26 protein-coding genes are annotated in these 25,363 nt (G+C 52.8%); 15 read left to right on the forward strand and 11 right to left on the reverse strand.

The genetic code is table 11. The features are described 5' to 3' along the window. Positions 1-101: 101 nt before the first annotated feature. From KNP06_RS06480 to KNP06_RS06495, 4 genes are read left to right on the forward strand one after another with little or no spacing between them, the layout of a single operon-like run. Positions 102-776 carry an ABC transporter ATP-binding protein gene (locus KNP06_RS06480; protein ID WP_214710726.1) on the forward strand — a complete coding sequence of 225 codons (675 nt, stop codon included), beginning with the start codon at positions 102-104 and terminating at the stop codon, positions 774-776. Then, complete coding sequence (locus KNP06_RS06485) at positions 773-1,780, forward strand: ABC transporter permease (RefSeq protein ID WP_214710725.1); 1,008 nt, start codon at positions 773-775, stop codon at positions 1,778-1,780. Before KNP06_RS06480 ends, KNP06_RS06485 begins: the two co-directional genes overlap by 4 nt. Further along, complete coding sequence (locus KNP06_RS06490; RefSeq protein WP_214788288.1) at positions 1,777-2,388, forward strand: class I SAM-dependent methyltransferase; 612 nt, start codon at positions 1,777-1,779, stop codon at positions 2,386-2,388. The genes KNP06_RS06485 and KNP06_RS06490 overlap by 4 nt, the downstream gene beginning before the upstream one ends. A 17-nt stretch (positions 2,389-2,405) precedes the next feature. Next, entirely contained in the window at positions 2,406-3,068 is a 663-nt protein-coding gene (locus KNP06_RS06495; protein WP_214710724.1) for an NAD(P)H-dependent oxidoreductase, read from the forward strand. A 36-nt stretch (positions 3,069-3,104) separates the two neighbouring features. Here the strand turns inward: KNP06_RS06495 and KNP06_RS06500 are convergent, their stop codons facing one another. Together KNP06_RS06500 and KNP06_RS06505 are read right to left on the reverse strand one after the other, a co-directional pair. Further along, positions 3,105-3,740: a nitroreductase family protein gene (locus tag KNP06_RS06500; protein ID WP_214710723.1), complete on the reverse strand. Its 636-nt coding sequence runs from the start codon at positions 3,738-3,740 to the stop codon at positions 3,105-3,107. Further along, positions 3,737-4,183, reverse strand: coding sequence for a MarR family winged helix-turn-helix transcriptional regulator (locus tag KNP06_RS06505; RefSeq protein WP_029596329.1), 447 nt, complete (start codon positions 4,181-4,183; stop codon positions 3,737-3,739). The genes KNP06_RS06500 and KNP06_RS06505 overlap by 4 nt, the downstream gene beginning before the upstream one ends. Positions 4,184-4,367: 184 nt before the next feature. On the opposite strand from KNP06_RS06505, the gene KNP06_RS06510 reads away from it, so the two are divergent. The 8 genes from KNP06_RS06510 (at position 4,368) to KNP06_RS06545 (ending at position 11,679) form a co-directional block, all read left to right on the forward strand. Then, on the forward strand, positions 4,368-6,560 hold the full coding sequence (locus KNP06_RS06510; RefSeq protein ID WP_251129619.1) for a malate synthase G: 2,193 nt from the start codon (positions 4,368-4,370) through the stop codon (positions 6,558-6,560). Next, on the forward strand, positions 6,557-6,853 hold the full coding sequence (locus KNP06_RS06515; protein ID WP_029596327.1) for a hypothetical protein: 297 nt from the start codon (positions 6,557-6,559) through the stop codon (positions 6,851-6,853). The genes KNP06_RS06510 and KNP06_RS06515 overlap by 4 nt, the downstream gene beginning before the upstream one ends. Before the next feature lie 66 nt (positions 6,854-6,919). Continuing rightward, on the forward strand, positions 6,920-8,200 hold the full coding sequence (gene aceA, locus KNP06_RS06520; protein WP_374224084.1) for an isocitrate lyase: 1,281 nt from the start codon (positions 6,920-6,922) through the stop codon (positions 8,198-8,200). 147 nt (positions 8,201-8,347) lie between these two features. Then, the gene (gene ric / locus KNP06_RS06525; protein WP_029596325.1) at positions 8,348-9,055 is read left to right on the forward strand and encodes an iron-sulfur cluster repair di-iron protein; all 708 of its coding nucleotides are present in this window, start codon (positions 8,348-8,350) and stop codon (positions 9,053-9,055) included. A gap of 107 nt (positions 9,056-9,162) precedes the next feature. Next, positions 9,163-9,897 (forward strand): molybdate ABC transporter substrate-binding protein, encoded by a 735-nt coding sequence (gene modA / locus KNP06_RS06530; RefSeq protein WP_034780575.1) that lies wholly within the window; start codon positions 9,163-9,165, stop codon positions 9,895-9,897. Continuing rightward, entirely contained in the window at positions 9,894-10,313 is a 420-nt protein-coding gene (locus tag KNP06_RS06535) for a molybdate ABC transporter permease subunit (RefSeq protein WP_241764623.1), read from the forward strand. Before modA ends, KNP06_RS06535 begins: the two co-directional genes overlap by 4 nt. After that, entirely contained in the window at positions 10,247-10,672 is a 426-nt protein-coding gene (gene moaC, locus KNP06_RS06540) for a cyclic pyranopterin monophosphate synthase MoaC (protein WP_214710720.1), read from the forward strand. The genes KNP06_RS06535 and moaC overlap by 67 nt, the downstream gene beginning before the upstream one ends. Further along, positions 10,669-11,679 (forward strand): ThiF family adenylyltransferase, encoded by a 1,011-nt coding sequence (locus KNP06_RS06545; RefSeq protein ID WP_214710719.1) that lies wholly within the window; start codon positions 10,669-10,671, stop codon positions 11,677-11,679. The genes moaC and KNP06_RS06545 overlap by 4 nt, the downstream gene beginning before the upstream one ends. Before the next feature lie 37 nt (positions 11,680-11,716). Here the strand turns inward: KNP06_RS06545 and KNP06_RS06550 are convergent, their stop codons facing one another. Further along, positions 11,717-12,910, reverse strand: coding sequence for a LysM peptidoglycan-binding domain-containing protein (locus tag KNP06_RS06550; RefSeq protein ID WP_034780618.1), 1,194 nt, complete (start codon positions 12,908-12,910; stop codon positions 11,717-11,719). A 278-nt stretch (positions 12,911-13,188) separates the two neighbouring features. Here KNP06_RS06550 and KNP06_RS06555 point away from each other — a divergent pair, with 278 nt between their 5' ends. Further along, complete coding sequence (locus KNP06_RS06555) at positions 13,189-13,944, forward strand: FixH family protein (RefSeq protein WP_214788291.1); 756 nt, start codon at positions 13,189-13,191, stop codon at positions 13,942-13,944. 34 nt (positions 13,945-13,978) lie between these two features. Here the strand turns inward: KNP06_RS06555 and KNP06_RS06560 are convergent, their stop codons facing one another. Continuing rightward, positions 13,979-15,604, reverse strand: coding sequence for an ABC-F family ATP-binding cassette domain-containing protein (locus KNP06_RS06560; RefSeq protein ID WP_034780623.1), 1,626 nt, complete (start codon positions 15,602-15,604; stop codon positions 13,979-13,981). Positions 15,605-15,736: 132 nt separating this feature from the next. On the opposite strand from KNP06_RS06560, the gene KNP06_RS06565 reads away from it, so the two are divergent. Next, entirely contained in the window at positions 15,737-16,348 is a 612-nt protein-coding gene (locus KNP06_RS06565) for a stage II sporulation protein M (protein WP_214710716.1), read from the forward strand. A gap of 23 nt (positions 16,349-16,371) precedes the next feature. Here KNP06_RS06565 and KNP06_RS06570 read toward each other — a convergent pair whose 3' ends face one another. The 7 genes from KNP06_RS06570 to KNP06_RS06600 form a co-directional block, all read right to left on the reverse strand. After that, positions 16,372-17,094 (reverse strand): DNA/RNA nuclease SfsA, encoded by a 723-nt coding sequence (locus KNP06_RS06570; protein ID WP_214710715.1) that lies wholly within the window; start codon positions 17,092-17,094, stop codon positions 16,372-16,374. A gap of 2 nt (positions 17,095-17,096) precedes the next feature. Next, positions 17,097-17,543: an OsmC family protein gene (locus KNP06_RS06575; RefSeq protein WP_114164930.1), complete on the reverse strand. Its 447-nt coding sequence runs from the start codon at positions 17,541-17,543 to the stop codon at positions 17,097-17,099. A gap of 55 nt (positions 17,544-17,598) precedes the next feature. Continuing rightward, positions 17,599-18,837, reverse strand: coding sequence for a peptidase T (gene pepT / locus KNP06_RS06580; protein ID WP_214710714.1), 1,239 nt, complete (start codon positions 18,835-18,837; stop codon positions 17,599-17,601). Between the two features lie 145 nt (positions 18,838-18,982). Next, a complete protein-coding gene (locus KNP06_RS06585) occupies positions 18,983-19,657 on the reverse strand; it encodes an LrgB family protein (protein ID WP_214710713.1) in 675 nt (224 codons plus the stop codon). Beyond that, positions 19,654-20,010: a CidA/LrgA family protein gene (locus tag KNP06_RS06590; RefSeq protein ID WP_034780640.1), complete on the reverse strand. Its 357-nt coding sequence runs from the start codon at positions 20,008-20,010 to the stop codon at positions 19,654-19,656. The genes KNP06_RS06585 and KNP06_RS06590 overlap by 4 nt, the downstream gene beginning before the upstream one ends. 202 nt (positions 20,011-20,212) lie before the next feature. Then, positions 20,213-23,356, reverse strand: coding sequence for an efflux RND transporter permease subunit (locus KNP06_RS06595; protein WP_214710712.1), 3,144 nt, complete (start codon positions 23,354-23,356; stop codon positions 20,213-20,215). A 24-nt stretch (positions 23,357-23,380) separates the two neighbouring features. Further along, positions 23,381-23,953 carry a TetR/AcrR family transcriptional regulator gene (locus KNP06_RS06600; protein WP_214710711.1) on the reverse strand — a complete coding sequence of 191 codons (573 nt, stop codon included), beginning with the start codon at positions 23,951-23,953 and terminating at the stop codon, positions 23,381-23,383. Positions 23,954-24,181: 228 nt separating this feature from the next. On the opposite strand from KNP06_RS06600, the gene KNP06_RS06605 reads away from it, so the two are divergent. Then, the gene (locus KNP06_RS06605; protein WP_214710710.1) at positions 24,182-25,249 is read left to right on the forward strand and encodes a Fe(3+) ABC transporter substrate-binding protein; all 1,068 of its coding nucleotides are present in this window, start codon (positions 24,182-24,184) and stop codon (positions 25,247-25,249) included. Positions 25,250-25,363 lie beyond the last annotated feature (114 nt).

The raw sequence follows: 25,363 nt of genomic DNA on the forward strand, positions 1-25,363 counted from the left end.
CCTTTATGTGGGGGATGACAAGGGATATTATGACACATTTTTTTTGCGTGTTATGATAAACATAGTAAAAAACATATTCGTAAATCGGGAGGGTCTCTCTCATGAACGTTCACATTGAACAAGCCGGGTATGAACGCGGTGAGGCGGTCATCGAGGCCATCCGGTTCGAGGTCCGCCCGGGCGAAATCGTCGGGATGATTGGATCGAACGGGGCCGGGAAGAGTACGACGCTCGCCTGTCTCACCGGAACGATCCCGTGGATGCGGGGCGAAATACACATTGACCGCTACGCCTATATCCCCGAGCAACCGGTTTACTATGATTATTTGACGCTCGAGGAACATATCGCTCTCGTGTTGGAATTGACGGACGTTGATAATCGTGAGCGGACGGAAGAACTGATCCGGTTGTTTCGGCTCGAGACGGTTCGCCACGACTATATCGCCTCGTTCTCAAAAGGGATGAAGCAAAAAGCGATGATCCTCTTGGCGCTCATCCAAGAAGCGAAGTTTCTCCTTGTCGACGAACCGTTCGTCGGACTCGATGCGACGACGACGATCCAGTTGCTTCGTTTACTTGAAGCGGAACGTCGTCAAGGTACCGGGGTGCTTCTCGTCACCCACGTCCTCGATACGGCAGAGCGGTTATGCGACCGCTTCGTCTGGATTGATGACGGACGCATGCTCGCGGGCGGGACAAAAGAAGAGTTGCGTCTCAGCCTGCAAACCGAAGGCGAGTCGCTGTTCGAGATGATGGAAGATGTGGTCATGCGATGAATGAACATCAGCTGTTCGTTAGACGTGTCCGCACCCATGTGACCAAACAGTGGAAGACGTGGCGGCTCATCTTGGATTGGACAGTCGTTCTATACGGCGTCATTCCGTTCGCCATCTTTCTCGGGTATCAATACCGATTGCTTTGGCAAGGCGAAATCGAGTGGGTGAGTCAGGTGCCGATGTTCGTTTGGGCGCTTGGAATTGGAATCGTCCTCCTTAGAAATCCGTTTTTCGTCTGGGTCGAACGGGCGGACGTGACGCTGGTGGCCAAACGTTCTTTGATTGATAAATTGAAGCACGATTCGTTGCTCTATCAAGCCCTCAAACTCGGTGCAATGTTCCTCTTTGTTTTGTCGGCGTTCATGCCCGTGCTTTGGCTTGACGGTTGGTCCGTTGCCTCTATATTCGCATTCGGGATCAGCCTCCTATTTTTGACCGGGATTCATACGTGGATCCGTTATCAGTTGACGGTCCGGCGCAGCCATTGGATGTTACGAGTTACGGCCACGTGTGTGACGTTCGTTTGTATGTATGCGCTCCTCATCGACTCACCTTTATGGTCGGCCGTACTCGGCAGTGGTCTTGTTGCATTTGCGATGTATGTCGGAGAAGGGTGGCTGTCACGCCACCCATATCTTAGCCAAGAACTCGAACGTAGTGAGGCGTTGCGTACCGCATTTGACCGGGCATTATTATCGACGTCGGGCGCCATCGAGAAGCCGAGCCGGCGCAAGCGTCCGCTCTATCGACCGAGACCGAATCGGTTTGGGACCGCCCGGCGCACGACGGCCATCTTACTTTATATACGGACGCCGCGTCATCGGAACTTATGGCTGCGTCTCATCCCGCTTGCCGTCACGGGGATGCTCCTCGTACCGAGTTGGTTCAAGTTGCTCATCCCGCTCTACGTCGGCTATGTGATGTGGCAAGAACGACAGGCGTTCAAACAAGAGATGGAGCGGCATCCGTTTTTCCGTGCCATCCAAGAAAGGACACATTCATGACTGAACAAGACTATGAACGGTTGCTCCAAATCGAGACGGCGAAACCGCAACAAGGGTTCCCGGCCTCGGCTGAATATCATCGCTATGAACCGACCCCGTATGAGGCGCTCGACTTGTTGCGTGACGCCTATCCGCTCGCGGCCACGGACACGGTCGTCGACTTCGGATCGGGGAAAGGGCGCCTCACGTTTTATCTCGCCTATACGTTCCGAGTTCGGGCCATTGGCATCGAAATGGATGGCGGCTTCCACGAAGCGGCACTTGAGAATTGGATGAACTACGCCAAGAAACACCGGACGCGTGGCAGTGTCCAGCTCGTCCGCGGCTACGCCGAACAGTTTGAGGTGCCGGCTGAGGCGAACCGCTTTTATTTCTTCAACCCGTTCTCGGTGAACGTGTTCCGGCAGGTCGTTGCGAACATCATCGAGTCGGTCGAGCGCGCACAGCGTCCGGTCGACCTCATCCTCTATTATCCGGCCGATGAGTACTTACATTTTTTGAATGACGAGACGCCTTTCCGCTACGTACAGGACGTTCGCTTGCCGTTAAAGAATCTCCATGAGCGCTTTCTTATTTATCGTTTTGATATGATGGAGTCATCTTGGTAAATGGGGAGTGGATCATCGTGAAAAAAGAAGATATTTTAGATGCGTATCGTTGGCGTCAAGCGACGAAAGAGTTCGACGCGGACCGCAAAATCGATGAGGAAGATTTCGAATTCATTCTGGAGACGGGTCGCTTATCACCGAGTTCGTTCGGTTTCGAGCCTTGGCAGTTCGTCGTCATTCGTCGCGAAGACTTGCTCCGGAAGATCAAAGACCACGCGTGGGGTGCCCAAGGACAGGCGTTAACGGCGAGCCATTTCGTGTTGATCTTGGCGCGGACGCCTGAAGCGATGTGCTACGACTCGGACTACATCCGTCACATCGTCACGGACGTCCAAGGACGGACCGAGGACGAGTACGCCCTTCGGGTGAAACGGGTCCGTGAGTTCCAAGAACAAGATTATCGACTGTTGGACGACGAGCGTGTGTTCCAAGAATGGATCAAACGGCAGACGTATATCCCGCTCGGCAACATGATGACGGCCGCCGCACAGATCGGCGTCGACTCATGTCCGATCGAAGGGTTCAATCAAGCGGAGATTGACGAATTATTGATTTCGGAAGGCGTCATGGAACGAGGCGCCTGGTCGCTCTCGGTCATGGTCGCATTCGGACATCGGGCCCGTGACTTCGCGCCGAAGACACGCCGCGATTTCAACGAGGTCGTCAAATACATCGGATGAAAAAAAGCTCAAGCGCCGAGGCGCTTGAGCTTTTGCTTATTTCCAGTCGGTGATGCGGTCGATTGGGAAGCGGACCGATTGGTAACCTTCTTCCGCGGCTTTTCCGATTGAGAGGAGCATGACCGGAAGGTAGCGCTCTTTCTCGAGGCCGAACGCTTCCGCGATGTTCGCTTTGTCATAACCACCGATCGGGTTTGTGTCGTAGCCGTGGGCACGGGCGACGAGCATGAGTTGCATCGCGACGAGACCCGAGTCGAGCAAGATGCTGTCTTTGACAGACTCTTTCGGTGCGTCTTTGAAGATGCCTTTGATCATGTCGACTTGACGGTCGCGGACTTCTGGTGGCATGAGGCCACGCTCGACGGCCGTATCAAAGATCTCTTGTGTGTAATCGGCCATCTGGTAGTCGGCAAAGATGGCGATAACGGCTGATGACGTCTCGACTTGGCGTTTGTTGAAGCTTGCGAGCGGAAGGAGTGTGTCTTTACCTTCTGCGCTATCGATGACGACGAAGCGCCACGGTTGCAGGTTGAGTGATGACGGTGCCGTCGTCGCTTCCTCCAGGATTTGTGTCATCTCTTCTTTTGAGATTTTGACGTTCTCATCATAGACGCGAATCGAGCGGCGTCCTTTGAGGATTTCCATAAAGTCTTTCTGTGTTGTCGTGTTCATATAAGGGTCTTCCTTTCATGTTGAATGTTGGTTTGTAACGTATTTAAAAGTTCGAGTAACTGTCGTTGCTCCTCTACCTTCATGTTTACAAAAAGACGGTCCGATAAGCACTTCTTTTGCTCGGTCCAATGTGCAATCCGCTCCCGACCGACATCGGTCAAATCGACAAAGATGACCCGATTGTCTTGGAGGCAGCGTTCGCGCGTGATCAAGCCCTGTGTCTCGAGCTGTTTCAAATGACGCGTGATGGCGGCATGATCGACGCCGACCCGTTGTTGCAGTTCACGCTGACGCAAAGGGCCGACGTGATGCAAGTTGCTCAAAATATCGAAGCGGGTCGAGCTGAGCCCGTCCATTTCCGTATCGAACAGTTGGGCCAGTTCTTTTTGTACGGTGATGACGTGGTAGAGAATCTCATCGCTGAGCGAACAGGCGTCGCGCATCGGGTATCCTCCTTCAAAAAACTAATTGATGAATCAATCATTGATAGGTCACACAATGTATACTAATCGGTTTTAAAATAGATCGCAAATAAAAAGTTTCAAAAAAACTGTTGTCAAACTGTTATATAATAGTCTATATTAAAGTCAACTGATATATAACAATTGAATGGAAGGATGTGACGGCTTGGAACATTACAAACAAGTAGGTACTTATCACGTACATGAAACGTTGCTCGACTTCATCTCGGCTCGTATATTGCCTGACGAAGAGGCACACCGACAATTTTGGCCTGGGGTCGGGCGCCTACTCGATGAGTTCATTCCTCGGAATGAGTCACTGCTTCACGAACGTGAGTCGTATGAGCGACTATTACAGGAATGGTACAGCGAGCACAAGCAAGCCTTCGACCTGGAAGACTATGAGCGTTTCCTTCGGTCCATCGATTACATCGAAGCGACCGTCCCTGATTTCAGCATCGACGTTTCAGGTGTCGATTCAGAGGTTAGTAGGCAAGCCGGACCACAGCTCGTCGTTCCGCTCGACAACGCGCGCTATGCGTTGAACGCGGCGAACGCCCGCTGGGGAAGTCTGTATGACGCCTTGTACGGAACGGACGTCATCGACGAAGAGGACGGGAAAACGAAGTCGAGTGGTTATAATCCAGTCCGAGGTGAAGCGGTCATCGCCTACGCCAAACAGTTTCTCGACGATACATTTCCGCTCCGGGAGGGCTCGCACGAAGAAGCGAACGGCTATCTCGTGTCAGAGGGCAGGGCATACGCCATCATCGAAGGGAACCGCATCGCGTTTCAAGACGATTGTCTCGTCGGCTATGTCGGGGAAACGAGTGATCCGAATAAGCTCTTGCTCGTCCATAACGGGATTCACGCCGAGTTGCAGTTTGACCGGGACCACCCAATCGGACGGGTCGATCGAGCAGGGCTCATTGACATCGAACTCGAGTCCGCCTTGTCTGCCATCGTCGACTGTGAAGACTCGGTTGCCGCTGTTCGGGCGGAAGACAAGGTCCACCTTTACGCGAACTGGCTAGGCCTGATGGACGGGACGCTCGAAGCAACATTCACGAAAGGAGGTCGGCCGCTCACTCGGAAGTTGAACCCTGACCGGAAGTATGTCGGGAAAGACGGGCGTGAAGTCACGCTTCCGGGCCGGTCGCTCCTCTTTATTCGAAACGTCGGGCACTTGATGACGACAGACTTGATGCTCGACGCGGAAGGGCGTGAAGTACCGGAAGGGATCTTGGACGGGATTTTCACTGCGCTCATCGCGAGCCGCCATCTTGATGCCAGACGAAATTCCCGCGAACGCTCCATCTATATCGTCAAACCGAAGATGCATGGATCTAAGGAAGTCGCGTTCACGAACGACTTGTTCGATGCGATTGAAGATGTACTCGAGTTACCGCGTCACACGCTCAAAGTCGGCGTGATGGACGAGGAGCGACGCACGTCGCTTAATTTGAAGAACTGTATCGAGCAAGTGAAGGAACGCATCGTCTTCATCAATACCGGATTCCTCGACCGGACGGGCGATGAGATTCACTCCTCGCTCACGCTCGGACCGATGCGCAAGAAAGGCGAGATGAAAACATCGGAGTGGCTCGATGCTTATGAACGTCTGAATGTCCAGATCGGGCTTGACGCAGGATTCCATCAACGCGGGCAAATCGGGAAAGGGATGTGGGCGATGCCCGATCGGATGCGCGACATGATGCGTGAAAAAAGCAATCATGTCCGGTCCGGGGCGACGACGGCTTGGGTGCCGTCCCCGACGGCGGCCACGCTTCATGCGCTGCATTACCATCAAGTCGATGCGTTTGACGTTCAGCGTGAGTTGGCGAATCGTTCGTTTGATCCAGCAACTGAGCGAGGGCGTCTGCTCGAGGTACCACTCGCCACGCGTCTCTATACAGATGAGGAAGTGAACGAGGAACTCGAGAACAACCTGCAAGGGTTGCTCGGTTACGTCGTCCGTTGGGTCGAGCAAGGTGTCGGTTGCTCCAAAGTGCCAGATATTCATCATGTCGGGTTGATGGAAGACCGAGCAACGCTTCGTATTTCGAGTCAACATGTCGCCAACTGGCTATACCATGGAATCTGTAGCCGTGAACAAGTCGAAGCGACGCTTTACCGGATGGCCGAGGTCGTCGACGCGCAAAACGCGGAAGATCCGCACTATCGTCCGATGACGCCAGATGTAGACTGCTCCATCGCCTATCAAGCGGCGAAAGAGTTAGTGTTCGAAGGCGATGCATCACCAAATGGATATACGGAACCGATCCTGCACCGGCGCCGCCGACAGTTTTTACAACAAGTGACATTAGAACCGAATTTAAAAGGAGGAGCATCATCATGACAACGAAAAAAATCGAAAGCGAACAGTTGATTGAACGTTGGGTCGTCCGTCGGATCGTCTCGGGGGAATCGACAGCGGCGCTCGCTAACACGGCGTTCGTCTATGGGAACGATTTGATGCGCCTCGTGCTCGACCGGGCCGACGGGTCGCTCCAAATCATGAGAGAGCCGGTCGAAGAGGTCGTCATATTCCGTAAACCAGAAGATCGTGACGAAGAAAACGTCTGTCGTTGCTGCGGCATGGAGCACTCGTCATTCAAAGCGGCGCTCGAATGCTGTGCATACTTGGATTAAGCTCGCATTATCTGTTATATAACAAACGGTAAATATATAAGTTAATATAATACAGGAGGAATGGATATGAACGAACAACAAATGCAGCTAGAGGATATGTTACAGTCGGAACGGTTTAACGGGGTCGAACGTCCATATGGAGTCGAAGACGTGATGAGACTTCGGGGATCGGTACTAATCGAGCATACGCTCGCGACAAAAGGAGCGGAACGGTTATGGGAGTTACTCCACGAGCGGGACTACGTCCACGCGCTCGGGGCGTTGACGGGGAACCAGGCCATCCAGCAAGTGAAGGCGGGTCTCGAAGCCATCTATTTGAGCGGATGGCAAGTCGCCGCCGATGCGAACTTGTCGGGGCACATGTACCCGGACCAAAGCCTATACCCGGCTAACTCGGTGCCGAGCGTCGTCAAACGGATTAACCAGGCGCTTCAACGGGCCGATCAAATTCAAACGGCGGAAGGGAAAGGCGATACGCATTGGTTCGCCCCGATCGTCGCTGACATGGAAGCCGGTTTCGGCGGTGTGCTCAACGTGTTCGAGTTGACGAAGGCGATGATTGAGGCGGGTGCAGCCGGCGTTCACTTAGAAGATCAACTGTCGTCGGAGAAGAAGTGCGGTCACCTCGGCGGCAAAGTGTTGCTGCCGACACAGACGGCCGTGAAAAACTTGATTGCCGCGCGTCTCGCGGCAGACGTCATGGGTGTTTCGACGATTATCGTCGCCCGGACCGACGCCCACGCCGCGAACTTGATTACGAGCGACATCGACCCGATCGATCATCCGTTCATCGTCGGCGACCGGACGCCAGAAGGGTTTTATCGGACCGAGGCGGGAATCGAACAGGCGATCGCACGCGGTCTCGCCTATGCACCGTACGCCGACCTCGTTTGGTGCGAGACGTCCGAGCCTGATTTGGACGAAGCGCGTCAATTCGCGGATGCGATTCATGCGAAGTATCCGGGCAAACTTCTCGCTTACAACTGTTCGCCGTCATTCAATTGGAAGAAGAAGTTGTCGGATGACGAGATCGCAACGTTCCAACAAGAGATTGGTGCGATGGGATACAAGTTCCAATTCGTGACGCTCGCTGGCTTCCACTCGCTCAACTTCGGAATGTTCGAACTCGCACGCGGGTATAAAGACCGCGGGATGGCCGCCTACTCGGAACTGCAACAGGCCGAATTCAGTGCAGAACAGCACGGTTATACGGCGACACGTCACCAACGTGAGGTCGGGACCGGGTATTTCGATGAGGTGTCTCTCGTCATCTCGGGAGGCCAGTCGTCAACGACGGCGCTCGCCGGATCGACCGAGGCAGAACAATTTGAAGCGCCGTCCCATTAAGCGTCGCCCCTCCACAAGAGGGGCTTTTTTTGTGTCCAAATTCAGAACGCGTGCATCCTGTTCACTTAAATGTGACGTATTTCACATTTTTGTCGTCAAACTTTTGCTACGCTGAACATGTCAAAATGAATATGGAGGTTATGACAGATGACACAGACATTCACGGGCGATACGCACGTATCTGAAATCGTCAAACAATGCCCGCAAGCGGCAGACATTTTCAAACGGAACCGAATCGATTTTTGTTGTGGCGGCAACCGGCCACTCGCTGAAGCGACTGACAAATCGAAACGGTCGACGGAAGACATTTTAGAAGAAGTCAATGCGCTCTATCAACGCAAGCAAGAGATGAACGAGAAGAGCATCGATTGGGATGCTGCTTCTTCATCGGAATTGATTGAGCACATCATTTATAAGCATCACCAGTTTTTGACGGACGAATTGCCACAGCTCACACCATATGTGACAAAAGTGTTCCGGGTTCACGGACAAAACCATCCGCACCTCGGACGCATTCATCAACTGTTCAATCAATTGAAAGTGGAACTTGAACAACATATCGTCAAAGAAGAGACAGAAGACTTCCCGACGTTGCTTCGTCACGAGACGGCACCGACAGCTGAAACGAGACGGGAGCTTGATGACATCTTGGCCTCGCTCGAGTCAGAACACGCGGCAGCCGGTGACATTTTAAAAGAGTTGCGTCAAATCACGAACGACTATACGCCGCCTGAAGGAGCGTGTGGGACGTATCGTCTTGTCTATCAACGGTTAGAAGCGCTCGAATCGGATACATTTGAACACATTCATCTCGAAAACAACATTTTATTCCCGCGGGCGCGCACGTTCGCTTAAGCAGTGGCACACCTCTACTTACGTGGGGGTGTCTTTTTGTGACGTTTGATACAGATGGGAGGCAAATCAAGCGCTACGATAAAGGGGAGGCAAAGGAGTGATTAATCATGAAACGGGTGAGTGGAGTCATCGTAGGGGTGACGGTCGCCTTATTACTAAGTCAAGTCTGGTCGAGTTCAGATTCGGAGGACACCACCGTGACCATTTTGGCGGCGGCAAGCTTAGGACCGGCTTTAGAAGCGGTCGAGCGACAACTTGAAGCGGAATTCGATGGGATCGACGTTCGGGTCGTGACGAACGGGAGCGGCGCCTTGCGAGCACAAATCGATCACGGGTCTCCGGCAGATATCTTTTTAGCCGCGAGCGTTGATGATGTCGACCGATTACAAATCCCGATTCTAGAGCGGGATGCGTTTTTGCATAACGAGCTGTGGCTCGTGACACCGAAAGGGAATCCGTGCGCGGAGACGTGGGACGACTTAAACGCATGTGCCCGGATCGTCATCGGTGACCCGGTCAATGTCCCGGCCGGTCGCTACGCAAAAGCGGCGCTAGAAGTGGAAGGCGTGTGGGAAGAAGTGGAACCACGAATCATGTTCGCCCAGAATGTGAGACAAGTGTTGACGCTCATCGAACAAGGCGACGCCAATGCGGGATTTGTCTATAAGACGGAACTGACGACGGACGTCGAGTCGCTTCAGGCGGTCCCGTTTGAAGCGACGGGTACGATCGCGTATCCGGCGGTCCGATTGACGCACAACCCATACGTGCGCGATGTTTACGCGCGTTTGTTTGACGATGATATCCAAGCTCACTTTTTAGCGAAAGGATTTTCTAAATGACGCAATCTCCACTTCAACTCACATTCGAAGTCGGGATGATGGCGACGGTGAGCGCCTTCGTCCTCGCCTTCGGAGCGGCCTATTTCATGCATCACCGTCAATTCAAAGGAAAGCGGCTGCTGGAGACGGTGTTTTTACTGCCGCTCATCTTGCCGCCGACAGTCATCGGACTATACGCCTTGATTGTCCTTGGGAACAACGGGATCGGCGGATTGTTGCCGATTACTATCTTGTTCACCAAACAGGCGAACGTCATCGCGTCCGCCTTGGCCGCGTTCCCACTCATCTACCAAACGATTCGTCTCGGTCTCAAACAACTCGATGCGGAATGGTATGAGGCCGGGCGCGGATGGTCGATGTCTCGGATAAACCGGAAACGACACGTACTGCTCGGGCCCGTACATCAGTTGAACTGAGCGGTGAACTCAAACAACTCATCACCGATGGGGGTCTTGCAAAAGGGGATGTACTCGCTGTCGCTCAAGTGGCTGGCATCATGGCCGCCAAAGAGACGAGTCGCATCATCCCGATGTGTCATCCGCTCGCCTTGAAAAAAGTCGATTTGACGTTCGAATGGGACGGGACACAGCTCATCATCGAGTCGTTTGTGAAGACGAAAGGCGATACCGGTGTCGAAATGGAGGCGTTGACAGCAGCAATGGTCGCCGCCTTGACCGTGTACGATATGACGAAAGCAGTCGATAAAGGCATCGTCATCGGACCGACATACTTGCTCGAGAAACAAGGCGGGAAGTCAGGGGACTACATCCGATGACACATATCCCGGAACGTTACGCGCGGCAGGCCCGGTTCCACGGCATCGGGGAGGAGGGCCAAGAACGTCTGATGGAGAAACGCGTGCTCGTCGTCGGTCTCGGCGCGCTCGGGGCGGCCGTTAGCGATCAACTTGTTCGGGCCGGCGTCTCGCTCATCCTCGTCGACCGCGACTATGTCGAGGTGACGAACTTACAACGACAGACGCTCTATACGGAACAGGACGCACGTGATGAGACGCCGAAAGCGGTCGCGGCACTCGAACGCCTGCGGGCTATCAACTCAGACGTTGAGTTGGACGCGCAAATCGCCGATGTCTCGTGGGATTGGCTTCGGCCTTTGCCGTCCGTTGATCTCATCTTGGACGCAACCGATAACGTCGAGACGCGTCTTCTATTGAACGATTTCGCACTCGAGCGTGGCATTCCGTTCTTGTTTGCCTCTTGCGTCGGGGCATACGGCATGAACTACACGGTGATGCCGGGAGAAGCGCCGTGTCTTCGTTGTCTCATGCGTCATTTGCCGCTAGCCGGGCAAACGTGCGCGACAGCGGGGGTGGTAGCGCCAATCGTTCAACATGTGGCAAGTCGTCAAGCCGTTGAGGCATTGAAATATTTGACGGGGCGTCATGAAAAGATGGAACGTCGACTCTTGATTGAAGATATGTGGGAAAACCAGTCACAGCGACTAGATGTCGCACGTCTCGTCGATGTGTCTTGTCCTTCTTGTCAAATTCACGACTATCCGAGCCTCGTCCCGAATCGGCAACAGACAGCACTCCTCTGTGGGCGTGACGTCGTCCAAGTCCGTCGGTCCATCGAAGGGCTTGAACCAATCGCACATCAACTCGAGCGTGCGGACATCGCTGTGAAACAGACACCGTTCACATTAGAATGGCGATGGCGGAATCATCGGATGCTTTTGTTTAAAGACGGTCGTGTGCTCGTCCATGGAATTGATGACGCGAACGTCGCAATCGCGATGGTCGATGAGTGTCTTGGCGCATAAAAAAGTGTCCCCCGAAAAGCGGAGGACACTTTTTTGGTTAGCGTGGGATTGTAAGCACTTGCCCGACGCTGATCAAGCTGACGTTCGTAATATTGTTGGCGGCTGCAATCTTAGCGACAGTCGTGTTATACATCGTCGCAATCTTGTAGAGCGTATCCCCTGATTTTACCGTGTATTTCACCGTAGTCGTCGGTGGTGTGACGGTTGTACCTGGGATGATCAGTACTTGTCCGACATAGATGGAGTTGACGTTCGTAATATTGTTGGCGGCTGCAATCTTAGCGACGGTCGTTTTGTACAAAGTGGCGATCTTATAGAGCGTGTCACCCGATTTAACCGTATACTTGACGGTCGTCGTAGGTGGAGGAGTTACAGTGGTACCCGGGATGACGAGCACTTGTCCGACATAGATGAGACTGTAGTTTGTAATTTTGTTGGCCGCAGCGAGCGCAGCGACTGTGACGTTGTAAGCTCGGGCGATGCTATAAAGGGTATCGCCTGATTTGACGGTATACGTTTTGCTGGTAGATGTGTTTTGGTAAGCGAGCAATTGCGAGACGGTGACGAACTTGTAGCCTTTCGCTTTCAACTGGGCAATCATCGTCGGCAAGGCGAGTGGTGTACCTGGAGCGCCGGCACCGGTGTGCATCAAGACGATTGAGCCTGGTTTGATGTTCGCCTGTACTTTCGTATTGATTTGGCTAGCAGTGACTCCTTTCCAGTCCACGGTATCGATGTTCCATTGAATCGTATAACCGTAGCCGGCAGCGCCGACTCCGCTCAACACGGCGCTATTGACGGCGCCGAACGGTGCCCGGAAGATTGGTTTTGTCGTTTTGCCAGTAAGCGATTTAATGAGCGCTTCCGTCCGATCAAGTTCTGATTTCATTTGCGTGGCGGTCAACTTTGTGAAGTCTGGATGGGTATACGAATGGTTACCGAGTTGGTGACCTTTAGCTGCGATGTTTTTAATGTATTGAGGATGGTTATTGGCGCCTGATCCAGTCAAAAAGAAAGTGGCTTTGACGTTGTTCTTGGCAAGTATGTCCAAAATCTTATTCGTATTCGCACCATCCGCCCCGTCATCGAACGTCAACGCGACAACTTTACTCGTCGTATTCACGCTCGTGATGAATTTCGAAGCGGCGGCGTCAGCCGATTTTGGATAAGCGACTAACGGTGCCAACATGATCAACAAGGCCATCAACACACGTACAAACTTGCTCTTCATTTTGGTTTCGCCTCCATTCTTGGGTGTATGTATCTTGATGTTAAGGCTTTCCATATATTGAGCTGTGTATATATTTTATATACCCCCTTTTAGTGGTAAACATCGTCTAACCCTAAAAATAGGGAAAGGAATTTTTGGATAATGACTCTCAATATTTGTGTTCAATTTATGAGTGACAAACGTGTCAAATATCACACAATCCTCACACATTTCCTAAAAAAGGGTGCTATCATGAACAATGTGTGAAGAATGTAAGCGATTGAATAGGGGGATTCAACATGAGCAAATCAATGAAACGGTTCGGGGTGGCATTTGGTCTCGTCGGTCTGTTCGTCCTTGGGGCGTGCGGAGCCGATGAAACGGCCAGTGGTACGGAGACGGTGCAGTCGATGGAACCGGTAGAAGCAGAATTAAACGTTCCGGCCACGGCGGACAAAGACGAGACGGTCACGTTGGCGGTTCGCGTCACACAAGACGGTGAAGCGGTCGATGATGCCGACGAGATTAAGTTCGAGGTCTGGAAAAATGGCGCCAAGGAAGAGAGTGAGATGACGAAAGCGTCGCTCACAGAAGATGGAGTCTACGAGGCGGAGACGACGTTTGTCGAAGAAGCAGTTTACACGGTGCAAGTCCATGTGACGGCCCGTTCGATGCATACGATGCCGACGACGAACGTTACGGTCGGCCATCCGGAGACGGCGGCCGAGGCTGAGGCTGAGGCTGAGCAAGACCATCACAACCACGCGGGAGCAGACATTGTCCTTGATCCGACTCAAGCTGTCGCCAATGAAGTCCAACCGTTCACAGTCAACGTCGAAATTGAGCATGAGGCGTTGACGGGTGCGGACGTCCAACTCGAAGTGTTCAAAGACGGAGCGGACAAGCACGACTGGGTGAAGCTTGATGAAACGGAAGGCGGAAGCTATGAAGGTGAGCATACATTCAAAGAGTCAGGCATATACAACGTTCAAGTCCACGTGACGAAAGGACACGACATCCATGAACATATCATGGAGACGGTCGAGGTCAAATAAAAAAAACGATCGGCCGCGGCCGATCGTTTTTTTCTTATGCGTTCTGATAGAGTGACTCGACTTGCTGTTGAAGCGATTCGTTCTCGAGGAACTCGTCGTACGTCGCTTCTTTGTCGACGATCCCGTTCGGCGTCACTTCGATGATGCGCGTGGCAATCGTCGAGATGAGCTGATGGTCATGCGAGCTGAAGAGGAGTACGCCTTTGAACGTCTCGAGACCGTTGTTGAGCGCTGTGATCGACTCGAGATCCAAGTGGTTCGTCGGATCGTCGAGGACGAGGACGTTCGAGTTCGAGAGCATCATTTTCGAGAGCATGCAACGCACTTTCTCTCCCCCTGAGAGGACAGATGCTTTCTTCATGACTTCTTCGCCTGAGAAGAGCATACGACCGAGGAAACCGCGAAGGAACGTATCCGACTCGTCGGCTGGTGAGAACTGGCGTAACCAATCCAAGATGCTCTTATCCGAGCCTTCGAAGTATTCCGAGTTGTCTTTCGGGAAGTACGACTGTGTCGTCGTCACGCCCCATTTGACCGTACCCGTGTCCGGTTCCATCTCGCCCATGATGATTTTGAAGAGAGTCGTAATGGCAACGTCCGAACGGCCGACGAATGCGACTTTGTCCGTCTTGTTGAGTGAGAACGTGACGTTGTCGAGTACTTTGACGCCATCAATCGTCTTCGAGACGTTGTCGACGTAGAGCACGTCGTTCCCGATTTCACGTTCCATTGAGAAACCGACGAACGGATAGCGACGTGATGATGGACGGATATCGTCGAGCGTGATTTTATCGAGCAACTTCTTACGCGACGTCGCTTGACGCGCCTTCGAGGCGTTCGAGCTGAAACGGGCGATGAAGTTTTGAAGTTCTTTGATTTTCTCTTCTTTTTTCTTGTTCTGATCGTTGGCCATACGCGAAGCGAGTTGGCTCGACTCGTACCAGAAGTCGTAGTTCCCGACGTACAATTGGATCTTCCCGAAATCAAGGTCGGCCATGTGTGTACAGACTTTGTTCAAGAAGTGACGGTCGTGGGATACGACGATGACGGTATTCTCGAAGTTGATCAAGAACTCTTCGAGCCATTGGATCGCTTTGAGGTCAAGACCGTTCGTCGGCTCATCGAGGAGAAGAATGTCAGGTTTGCCAAACAATGCTTGAGCAAGAAGGACTTTGACTTTCTCGCCACCTGTGAGCTCGCTCATGAGCTTGTGGTGTGATGCATCCGTGATCCCTAGTCCTTGAAGGACCATGGCAGCTTCTGATTCGGCTTCCCAACCGTTCATCTCAGCGAATTCGCCTTCGAGTTCAGCAGCGCGCATACCATCTTCGTCAGAGAAATCTTCCTTCATATAGATGGCGTCTTTCTCTTTCATGACTTGATACAAACGCTCGTGGCCCATGATGACCGTCTCGAGTACCGCTTGATCTTCATACGCATAATGGTCCTGCTTGAGGACGGCGAGGCGTTCGCCAGGTGAGAAGCTGACGTCACCTGTTGTCGTTTCTTGCTCGCCGGCAAGAATTTTTAAGAATGTCGACTTCCCGGCACCGTTCGCGCCGATCAAGCCGTAGCAGTTGCCTGGTGTGAACTTGATGTTCACGTCTTCGAACAACTTGCGTCCACCGAATTGGAGACTTACGTTATTTACTGTAATCATGTATAGGATCCCTCGTTTTTCTGATTAGTTTACGACGTGTATTGTATCACGTTTTTTGAAAACGCGCAGTCGTGGGTAAAAATGAAACAAACAGCAGCCTGATTCGTATAGAGAAGAAAGGGGGAATCAGCCATGAAAACAACGCTCTCGCTGAAAGAAGCGTGGTCAAACTACTACAGCCGAGATTTCTTCCGGCTCTGGGTCATCTTCCTCGTGACGAGCATCGGGTCGTATTTTCTATTCAGGGCCGTTATCGCTCCTGAACAAGTGGACGAAATTTTAGCTCAGCTCGGCGAATCATTTGAATCACAAGGATTGACGTTCGATTCGAGCGCACGCGAGACGATGATTGCCCTATTCGTGAACAATACGCGCGTCACGTTGCTCGCTTTCCTACTCGGGATGATCCCGCTCTTCATCCCGTATGTGTTCGTCGTCATCAACGCCGCGGTCATCGGCCTGGTCGCCATGCTCGTTGGGGTTGCCGGCGAATCCGTGATCCGGGTCATCGTGCTCGGCATCTTGCCCCACGGCATCACCGAAATCTCGGCTATCTTGCTCGGAGCGGCGATGGGGTTGTCGCTTAACCGTTACATCTGGAAAAAACTACGCGGGAAAAAGACCGACGTCACGTTCAAGGCGTTGTTCGTGGCAGGCGTGAAGACATTCCTCGTCGTCGCGGTACCGCTCCTCGTCATCTCTGCGATCATCGAGGCGTACGTGACCCCACTGTTATTACAGTAAAAAAGCCATCGCTGATGGATTTTTTACTTGAAATGAGGCGTCGTCTCGACACAGTGGGTTAAACGAATCCCTTCCGTAGACACATCGCCATTCACTTGCCAGATTTCAAGTCCGTCCGCGATTGCGTCGCGAATCAGCTGCCGAATTCGTAAGTCGTGTTTCCGATTCGGGTTGCCGGTGAAGATGGGCGCATCATATAAGAAAACATACAGCAAGACGGCCCGACCCGTTTTCGGCAACGTCGCAATGAGTGTCTCGAGATGTCGAATCAACCGTTCGGTCTCGATCGGTCTCGTCACCGCACGCCGTTCAAAGCGGGGGAGAGGCGTTACGAACAACTCGGCTAGAGGTGCTTTCACTTCGATATAAGTGCCATCGACTTTAAAGTCGATTCGTGACGCATCGACGACTTTCTCTCGTTCCACATGTTTCGGAGAAGGAAAAGCTGAAATCACGTTCGTCCGCAACCAATGTTCGACGAAATCGTTGACGCGGCCTTGATGAATTCCAATCCATTGTCGGTCCGCGTCGATCGAGATGGCCTCCACTGTGAAGGCGGTGTTCCGTCGCGGGTCGTCCGTCGCTGAGACGAGGCAAGGCACCCCGTCGAAGACGAGGTCGCCAATGCGACCGGTGACCGGACAGTGGCAGGCGACGACAGTGTCGCCGAGCAATACGTCCATCACGAACCGATTGCGGCGTTTCAGGATGACCCCTTCCTGCAGGGGAGATACAAAGCGATACATCGTCAGACGACGCGCGTGACCGTCGTGTCGAGTTCGAACGCGACGTTGCCGGCCAAGGCGCGTGAAATCATACAGCCATCCTTCGCTTTTTTGGCGATTCGTTCGACGAGCGTGATATCGCGATCTGTGGCCGTTTTTGGAACGTTGATACGTGTCGTGTAGCGAATCGTCTCATACGTGAAGACACCGTTCGTCACGTCGACGATGCCTTCGGCGTCAATCGTGATGCCTTGATGCGGCAGTTCGCTTCGCCCGAGCATAGCCGCAAGTGTGATGATATAGCAGGTCGCCGCAGCACCGAGCAACATCTCATCGGGGTTCGTGCCGATGCCGGGCCCGTCCATTTCCGGGGGAATCGATATCTGTGTCTTTAACCGTTCGGCCTCGATCGTTCCGACGTCGTTGCGTCCGCCGGTCCAGTCGAGGTTCATTTGAAACGTATGCTTCATAAAAAATCGCCTCCAATGTCTCTATTCTAGAAGAGAACGATTGGAGGCGCATGTGTTATGCTCGCGCGCGTTCAGCGAACGTACGGAGCGTCTGGATGATGACGTGGGTCGCTTTTTCCATGTTGTTGACGGAGACGTACTCGAACTTGCCGTGATAGTTCTCGCCACCGGTGAAGATGTTCGGGGTCGGGAGTCCCATATACGACAGTTGCGAACCGTCCGTCCCGCCGCGAATCGGTTCGATTTTCGGTTCGATGCCAAGTTCGCGCATGACGTCGGCGACGGTGTCGACGATGTGTTTCACCGGCTCGATTTTCTCGGCCATGTTGTAATATTGGTCGTCCATTTTCAAGTCGATACGTGCTTCGCCGTACTTCTGTTTCCATTCGACGACGAGCTTTTCAAGCAACGCTTTGCGCGCCTCGAACTTCGTGCGGTCGTGGTCGCGGATGATGTATTGCAGCGTCGTCGTCTCCACGTCGCCAGAGAAGCCGTTCAGATGGAAGAAGCCTTCATAGTCGCTCGTATGCTCTGGGGCTTCATCAGCCGGGAGGCGGTTGTGGAACGCCATCGCCAATTTCATCGAGTTGACCATCTTGTTTTTGGCACTGCCCGGGTGCACGTTCGTCCCATGGAACGTGACCGTGGCGCCGGCGGCGTTGAAGCTCTCATATTGCAGTTCGCCGAGGGGACCGCCGTCCATCGTATAGGCGAAATCGGCGTTGAAGCGGGCGACGTCGAACTTATGTGGTCCGCGTCCAATCTCTTCGTCCGGTGTGAAGGCGATTCGCACCGGGCCATGCGGGATTTCCGGATGGGCCAATAAGTATTCGACCGCGGTGACGATCTCGGCCATGCCGGCTTTGTCGTCGGCACCGAGCAGCGTCGTGCCGTCTGTCGTGATGAGTGTATGTCCAACGTAGCCATCGAGCTCCGGGAAGTCACGCGGCGACAAGATGACTTGGAGCGCCTCGTTCAAGACGATATCGCCGCCCTCGTAATGTGCGACGAGTTGCGGGTTGACGTTCGTCCCGGTGAAGTCGGTCGCTGTATCGACATGGGCGAGCAGGCCGATCGTCGGTACGTCATGGTCGACGTTACTCGGAAGGGTGGCGAACAAGTAGCCGTATTCATCTGTCTCGACGTCTTCGAGTCCAATCGCTTTCAACTCGATCTCGAGATGGCGAATCAAGTCCCATTGTTTCGCTGTTGAGGGTGTCGTTTCACTCGTAAAGTCGGACTGTGTATCAATTTTTGCATACGTGATTAAACGTTCAATTAATTTCGATTGCATGGTCTGCCTCCTCTAATGAATCTGTTCACATTTAGTGTAGCATGAGAGCCGTTTTGAAAAGTATCGAAATTGTTTGAAAATAAAAGAGAGGCGCTAAGGCCTCTACTTTTACTCAATTTGTATGAAACAAGGGTGCTGGCCTTTTTTAAAGAAGGAACGGCAGGAGAAACGGCAACAAAAACGACGTGAAGATGGCGGACAGGCCCATCGCCGCGCCCCCGGTGGCCCCTGAGAGCGGATGTTCTGTCGCGGCTTGAGCTGTGCCGATGCCGTGGCTGATCGTTCCGAGTGCGAGTCCTCGCGTGAACGGATCAGTCACTTTGAAAAGCGACAGCATTATCGGACCGAACATGGCACCGAGTATGCCACAGGCGACAGTGATGGAGGCAGCAAGCGCCGCGTCTCCTTGGAGCTGTTTTGCCAGTTCGAGTGCAATCGGGGCAGTGACGGATTTGACCGCTAGCCCGATGAGCACTTGGTCCGTCAGTTTGAGCGCCGTGCCAATCATGACTGCGACGATGATCGTCGAGACAGTACCGGCAACGATTGCACTGAGGGCACGTCTCGCGCGTGCGAGTAGCGTCGGCAAGTTGCGGTACAACGGCAGACCGAGGGCGACGGTCGCCGGGCCGAGTAAAATCGTGATCAAATCTTTGGCCGGTTCATACACGTCGTACGGCTGTTCAAAGAGAAGGAGGATCACAATCAAAATAGTTGTGCTCAAGAAGACGACGTTCGTGAACGGAGACGCCCACTTAAATGATAGTTTTCGGCTGATGAGATAGACACCAACTGTGACGAGTACCCAAAATAATGTCATGACGCTTCACCTCGTCTTCCGGAGATGATGGCGGTCACGATGAGCCCCACACTTAGACTGATCATCAAGGCGAGAAAGAGCGGGATCCCTTCTGCTTTTAATAGATTACTATAAGACATGAGACCGACCGCAATCGGGATGAAGAAGAAAGCGAGATGTTTCGTGAGGAAGCCGGCACTGTCTTCGATCCATTCGACTCGGATGATTTTTGTCATAAGTAATATCAACAACAGCATCATCCCGACGACGTTCCCAGGCACTTTCCATTCTAAAGTGGCGACGATCCAATTGCCGAGCGCGCTTAACCCGAATAAGAGCGAAAGGCCGATCATCCATTTGATAAAGAGTTGCATGTATACCATCCTTTCGCGAATACGTTCAAAACGTAAGAATTTTCTCAGATTTATTTGTACAGGTCAAGGTTAGGCAATCATCAAAAAGTGAAGTTCTTCTCTCCAAAGAGGTTTTATAAAAGCACGGAAAGCCGTGTGGAACACATCAAGAATGACCGAATCGAAAAGAGAGTCGGCCCTGTGCGGGCGACTCTCTTTTGAATTACGCTTCTTTTTTCTTACGGAACCGTGCGAAGAACTCATACACGATTGGAACGATGAGGAGCGTCAATAGCGTTGAACTTGTCAATCCACCGATGACGGTCACACCGAGACCTTTCGAAATCAAAGCGCCACCTTCAAGACCGAGCGCGAGCGGTGCGAGGGCACCAATCGTCGCGAGTGCCGTCATGAGGATTGGACGGAGGCGCGTACCGGCTGCCTCGAGCAAGGCATCACGCGTCGAGAGACCAGCTTCTTCTTTATGAATAACACGGTCAATCAAGACGATGGCGTTCGTCACAACGATCCCAATCAACATGAGCGCTCCAATCAAGGCAGATACCGAGATCGTCTCGCCAGTGATGAGAAGGGCGACAAGTCCCCCGATAATCGCGTAAGGGAGCGAGAATAGGACGACGAACGGTGTAACGGCACCGCCGAACGTGATGACGAGCACCAAGTAGACGATGGCAACGGCTGCGAGCATGGCGAGACCGAGCTGAGTGAACGATTCTTGAATCTGTTCCGTGACACCGCCGACATCATACGAGACGCCAGTCGGGAGCTCGATGTCAGACACACGTTCTTCGATGGCCGCCGAAGCTTCCGTCGCTTTGTCCGTGCTGAGCTCGACGTTGACGCGAGCGAGGAGCTTGCCGTCACGCTGAACGAGCGTATCCGGTGTCGTGCCTTCCTCGACTTCGATGAAGTCTGAGATTGGACGTGGTCCAAACGGCGTCGTCACTTCTTGTTCCTGCAAATCGTCAATGCTGTCGTACGTGACTTGTTCTGTCGGAATGATGACGTCGAGTTGCTTGTCATCAATCGTCACGGTCGAGAGTGGACTTTCTTGCGTTTGGAACTGACCAATCGTCTGGGCGAGCTGGGCGGCCGAGACGCCTGCCTCAGCAGCAGCTTGTTGGTCGACGTTGAACGTGTATTGGACGTACGATTCACGAAGGTCAGACGTTGCTTGACGGACGTAATCTGTCTCTTCTTCAATCGTCTCAATGAACGTCGGAACGATGGCTTCGAGGTCTTCGAGTGAGTTGGCGTAGACGTTGTACGTCACGCCGCTCGTTCCGGCACCGCCGGCGAAGTCTTGTTCTTTCCATTCACCGCCTGAGGCGAGTTCATTCAAGCGTTCGACGTCGGCGATTTTGACATCGGCGAAATCTTCCGTGTCCGGATCGTACTGGACGATGAAAATTCCTTGTTTGTTGTTTCCTGGGTTAAGCGGGTTCTCGCCACCGACTGTAAATTGAACGTCGGTCGCGTTCGCTTGCTCTTCCATGAAATACGTCTCGGCGATTTCGGCCGCCGCAATCGAATCGTCAAGCGTTTGTCCCGGCTCTGGGTCGAACGTGACGTAAAGCGTCTTCTCAGATTCTTGGTTCAAGAAGTTGACCCCGATGGCTGGTACGAGGGCGAAACTTCCGATTAAGAGAACGGTAGCCAGGCCGAAGACGACGAGTTTATGGTTGAGCGACCAGTTGAGGACGCCGCGATACCATTCGGCGAGTTTCCCTGGTCCTTCTTCCGGCTTCAACTTGTCACGGTTCTTAAAGAACGAGTCGGCCATCATCGGCACGACCGTGATCGCGACGAGAAGTGATGCGAGCAAAGCGAAGACGACGGTCAAGGCGAACGGCAAGAACAGCTCGCCGACGAATCCGGTGACGAACCCGAGCGGCAAGAAGACGGCAATCGTAACGATTGTCGACGACGCGATCGGAATGAACACTTCTTTCGTCGCGGCGATAATCAGTTCTTTGCCGCGCAACGCCTCGTTCGGACGGGTGAGGCGACGGTAAATGTTCTCAATGACGACGATGGAGTCATCGACGACCCGTCCGATGGCAACGGTCATCGCGCCGAGCGTCATGATGTTGAGCGTGATGTCGAGCTGTTTCAAGACGATCAACGCCATCAAGAGCGAGAGCGGGATGGAGATGACCGCAATAATCGTCGAGCGGAAGTTACGAAGGAACACGAGAATAATCAAGATGGCGAATAGACCACCGAGTAACGCTTTCGAAACCATCGTCTCGACCGATTCTTCAATCGGTTGACCTTGGTCGAGCGTGACGGAGACGTTGGCCGTGTCATAGTCGGCTTCGAAGTCGGCGAGCACCTCTTTGACGGCGTTGACGACGTCGACGGTGTTCGCGTCTTGTGTTTTCGTCACTTGAATCCCGATTGAACGTTCTCCGTTTGAGCGCGAAATCGATTCCTCGATGCCACGGTCTTCAATCGTCGCGAGTTCGCTCAAAGCGACGGTCGGGACGGTTGTCGGGATATTGGCAGGTGGGACGGCACCTGGTACTTCAGTCGGGACTTGTGGGGTCTCGCCAGTCGGAAGTTCCGTTGGCGCACCTGGCACCGGCTGTTCCGTTTGTGCGGGTGAGTACGGAATTTGGAGGTCGCGGAACGCCTCGAGCGTCTCCGACTTCCCGTCGATGACGACGGCTTGCTCCGTATCACCAAGTTCATACAGGCCGAGCGCGATGCGGGCCTCGTTCGCTTGAATCAACTGTTTGACCGTGTCTTCCGTCAAGTTGTATTCGGCGAGTGCCTCCGCATCGAACTGAAGCTCGACGCGACGAATCTCTTGTCCGGCGATTTGGACGGTTTGAGCGCCTTCGACGCCTTCAAGGGCCGGCTGCAACTCATCTTCGACCAATTTCGTCAATTCGGCCAAATCGAGGCTCTCATCTGAGACGGCTGCACCAACGACAGGGAACGCGTCAAAGCTGAGTCGTGATACTTGTGGGTCTTGAACGGCTTCTGGCAATTCGACGTTGCTGAGCGCGTCTTTGACGAGCTGTTCAGCTTCTTCCATATCAGTGCTGAAGTCATAATCGATTTGAATGTTTGAAGCGTTCTGGAACGAAGACGAACGAACTTGTTCGACCCCGTTCAAGCTCTTCAAGCGCTCTTCGAGCACGGTGCTGACTTCGTCGAGCACTTGTTCAGGTGAGGCTCCTGGGTAAATCGTCGTCACCGAGACGGTCGGTGTCGTGATATCAGGCAATGTTTCTAGTTTCATCGTCAAGCCGGCGAAAATTCCGGCGGCCGTCAAGATGATGGTCATCAACCAGACGGCGAACTTGTTATTGACGGAGAAGGACGTGATTTTTTGCATGGGGTTCATTTCTCCTCTAATAGATTAGTCTGTTTTACCCGAATCGATGTTCTGGGCTCGCTCGATCAAGCGAGCGATAATGTCTTGTTTTAAAGCAGGTGGGGCGACGCCGACATTGAAGTGCTCGGACATCATCATTCCTTCGAGCGCATAGCGGATGATCATCGTCTCCACTGGATCGCTCGTCTGTTGAAACTGTGCGAAGAACGTGTCGAGGTCGTGTTTCCACCGCTCTGCGTACTCTTGGTCGACGGCGAACAATGTGAGGAACGCAATCATCTTTTCGGCGTCGATGTGGATGGCTGAGCGCTCCGGATGAAGTTTCGTCTCGTCAAAGAGACGCACGAACGCCTCAACAGGGCCATTGCCATCGGCTTGGAGCGATTCGTACAAATCGTTTTGCTCGGTTTGGAGCCGTTCCACGATAGCGGTCAACAACGCTTCTTTGGATGGATAGTGGTACAAGAGACCACCTTTCGAGACACCCGCCGTCTTGGCGACTTCATCCAATGTCAGGTGATGCACACCGTGCTCCATGATGATATCGGTCGCGGCATCCAACAATTTCTGTTTCGTGATCATTGATCGGTTTGTCATGTCACGCCTCCTTTCTGTACCGACCAGACGGTTTGTTCTCTTCCACTATAGGGGGGTAGTCATTTTGAAGTCAAGACATGATGACGTTAAAACTGTTAAGTTATAAATCTATAACTACTGTAAACGATTTCAAAAAAGGGTTGACGTGAGAATGATTATCAGTGATGATAGTAACTGAGAGTAATTATCATTACCAACAATAGAGATGAATAAGTGGGGGATTATGAAATGAACAAAAAGTACATGGCACTCGGCCTTTCGGCTGCGCTCACAACATCACTCCTGGCCGCTTGCGCGAGCACGGAAGAGACGACGTCAAATGATAACGAGACAGCAGAAGAGTCAAAAGTCGTCAATGTTTACTCGAGCCGTCACTATGATGTAGATAAAGAGCTTTACAAGCAGTTCGAAGAAGAGACAGGCGTGAAAGTCAACGTCGTCGAAGGGAAAAGCGATGAGTTGCTCGAGCGTTTGAACACAGAAGGCGACAACACGGAAGCCGATCTCTTCATCACAGCGGATGCAGGGAACTTGTATCAAGCCAAAGAGGCGGGACATCTGCAAGCGGTCGATAGCGAGGTGCTTGAGTCGAACGTCCCTGAGAAATACCGTGACACGGATAAAGAATGGTTCGGTCTCACGAAGCGGGCCCGTGTCATCGTCTACGCGAAAGACCGCGTGAAACCAGAAGACTTGTCAACGTATGAAGCACTCACAGAAGAACAGTGGAACGGCAAAGTACTCGTCCGTCCGTCCGAGAATATGTACAACATCTCGCTCCTCGCTTCGTTCATCGAAGTGAACGGTGTCGACCAGGCAAAAGAGTGGGCGAAAGGCATGGTCAACAACTTTGCACGCGACCCACAAGGGAATGACCGTGACCAAGCGAAGGCAGTCGTCGCCGGCGAAGGTGATGTCGCCATCATGAACACATACTATATGGGACTCATGTTGAACTCGGAAGACGCGGAAGAGAAGAAAGTGGCTGAGCAACTCGGCGTCTTCTTCCCGAACCAAGACACGACAGGAACACACGTGAACATCTCAGGAATCGCAATGACAAAAGCAGCGAAGAACTCAGACAACGCGAAGAAACTCATGGAGTTCATGTCTGACCCGTCAGCACAAGAACAGTTCGCGAGTGCGAACTATGAGTACCCTGTCAACGAGTCGGTTGAACCGAACGAGCTCCTTCAATCATGGGGTGAGTTCAAAGAGCAGGACATCAACCTCTCGGCACTTGGAGAACACCAACAAGAAGCCATCCGTCTCTTCAACGAAGCGGGCTGGAAATAAGAAGACTTCGGCTTGAACGTGCGTTCAGGCCGAAGATTTTTGCGTTTCTCGACATGCTAGCGGTACAACGGGAGCGTTGAACCTGATATGATGGGACAGGAAGTGACTGAACGA

This window comes from Exiguobacterium sp. s21, assembly GCF_018617975.1.
Classification (GTDB): domain Bacteria; phylum Bacillota; class Bacilli; order Exiguobacteriales; family Exiguobacteriaceae; genus Exiguobacterium; species Exiguobacterium mexicanum_A.

Coding starts and splice junctions, on each gene's coding strand:
- KNP06_RS06480 (WP_214710726.1), top strand. CDS start 102: ATGAACGTTCACATTGAACAAGCCGGGTATGAACGCGGTGAGGCGGTC.
- KNP06_RS06485 (WP_214710725.1), top strand. CDS start 773: ATGAATGAACATCAGCTGTTCGTTAGACGTGTCCGCACCCATGTGACC.
- KNP06_RS06490 (WP_214788288.1), top strand. CDS start 1,777: ATGACTGAACAAGACTATGAACGGTTGCTCCAAATCGAGACGGCGAAA.
- KNP06_RS06500 (WP_214710723.1), bottom strand. CDS start 3,740: ATGAACACGACAACACAGAAAGACTTTATGGAAATCCTCAAAGGACGC.
- KNP06_RS06505 (WP_029596329.1), bottom strand. CDS start 4,183: ATGCGCGACGCCTGTTCGCTCAGCGATGAGATTCTCTACCACGTCATC.
- KNP06_RS06515 (WP_029596327.1), top strand. CDS start 6,557: ATGACAACGAAAAAAATCGAAAGCGAACAGTTGATTGAACGTTGGGTC.
- aceA (WP_374224084.1), top strand. CDS start 6,920: ATGAACGAACAACAAATGCAGCTAGAGGATATGTTACAGTCGGAACGG.
- ric (WP_029596325.1), top strand. CDS start 8,348: ATGACACAGACATTCACGGGCGATACGCACGTATCTGAAATCGTCAAA.
- modA (WP_034780575.1), top strand. CDS start 9,163: ATGAAACGGGTGAGTGGAGTCATCGTAGGGGTGACGGTCGCCTTATTA.
- KNP06_RS06535 (WP_241764623.1), top strand. CDS start 9,894: ATGACGCAATCTCCACTTCAACTCACATTCGAAGTCGGGATGATGGCG.
- moaC (WP_214710720.1), top strand. CDS start 10,247: ATGGTCGATGTCTCGGATAAACCGGAAACGACACGTACTGCTCGGGCC.
- KNP06_RS06545 (WP_214710719.1), top strand. CDS start 10,669: ATGACACATATCCCGGAACGTTACGCGCGGCAGGCCCGGTTCCACGGC.
- KNP06_RS06550 (WP_034780618.1), bottom strand. CDS start 12,910: ATGAAGAGCAAGTTTGTACGTGTGTTGATGGCCTTGTTGATCATGTTG.
- KNP06_RS06555 (WP_214788291.1), top strand. CDS start 13,189: ATGAGCAAATCAATGAAACGGTTCGGGGTGGCATTTGGTCTCGTCGGT.
- KNP06_RS06560 (WP_034780623.1), bottom strand. CDS start 15,604: ATGATTACAGTAAATAACGTAAGTCTCCAATTCGGTGGACGCAAGTTG.
- KNP06_RS06565 (WP_214710716.1), top strand. CDS start 15,737: ATGAAAACAACGCTCTCGCTGAAAGAAGCGTGGTCAAACTACTACAGC.
- KNP06_RS06570 (WP_214710715.1), bottom strand. CDS start 17,094: ATGTATCGCTTTGTATCTCCCCTGCAGGAAGGGGTCATCCTGAAACGC.
- KNP06_RS06575 (WP_114164930.1), bottom strand. CDS start 17,543: ATGAAGCATACGTTTCAAATGAACCTCGACTGGACCGGCGGACGCAAC.
- pepT (WP_214710714.1), bottom strand. CDS start 18,837: ATGCAATCGAAATTAATTGAACGTTTAATCACGTATGCAAAAATTGAT.
- KNP06_RS06585 (WP_214710713.1), bottom strand. CDS start 19,657: ATGACATTATTTTGGGTACTCGTCACAGTTGGTGTCTATCTCATCAGC.
- KNP06_RS06590 (WP_034780640.1), bottom strand. CDS start 20,010: ATGCAACTCTTTATCAAATGGATGATCGGCCTTTCGCTCTTATTCGGG.
- KNP06_RS06595 (WP_214710712.1), bottom strand. CDS start 23,356: ATGCAAAAAATCACGTCCTTCTCCGTCAATAACAAGTTCGCCGTCTGG.
- KNP06_RS06600 (WP_214710711.1), bottom strand. CDS start 23,953: ATGACAAACCGATCAATGATCACGAAACAGAAATTGTTGGATGCCGCG.
- KNP06_RS06605 (WP_214710710.1), top strand. CDS start 24,182: ATGAACAAAAAGTACATGGCACTCGGCCTTTCGGCTGCGCTCACAACA.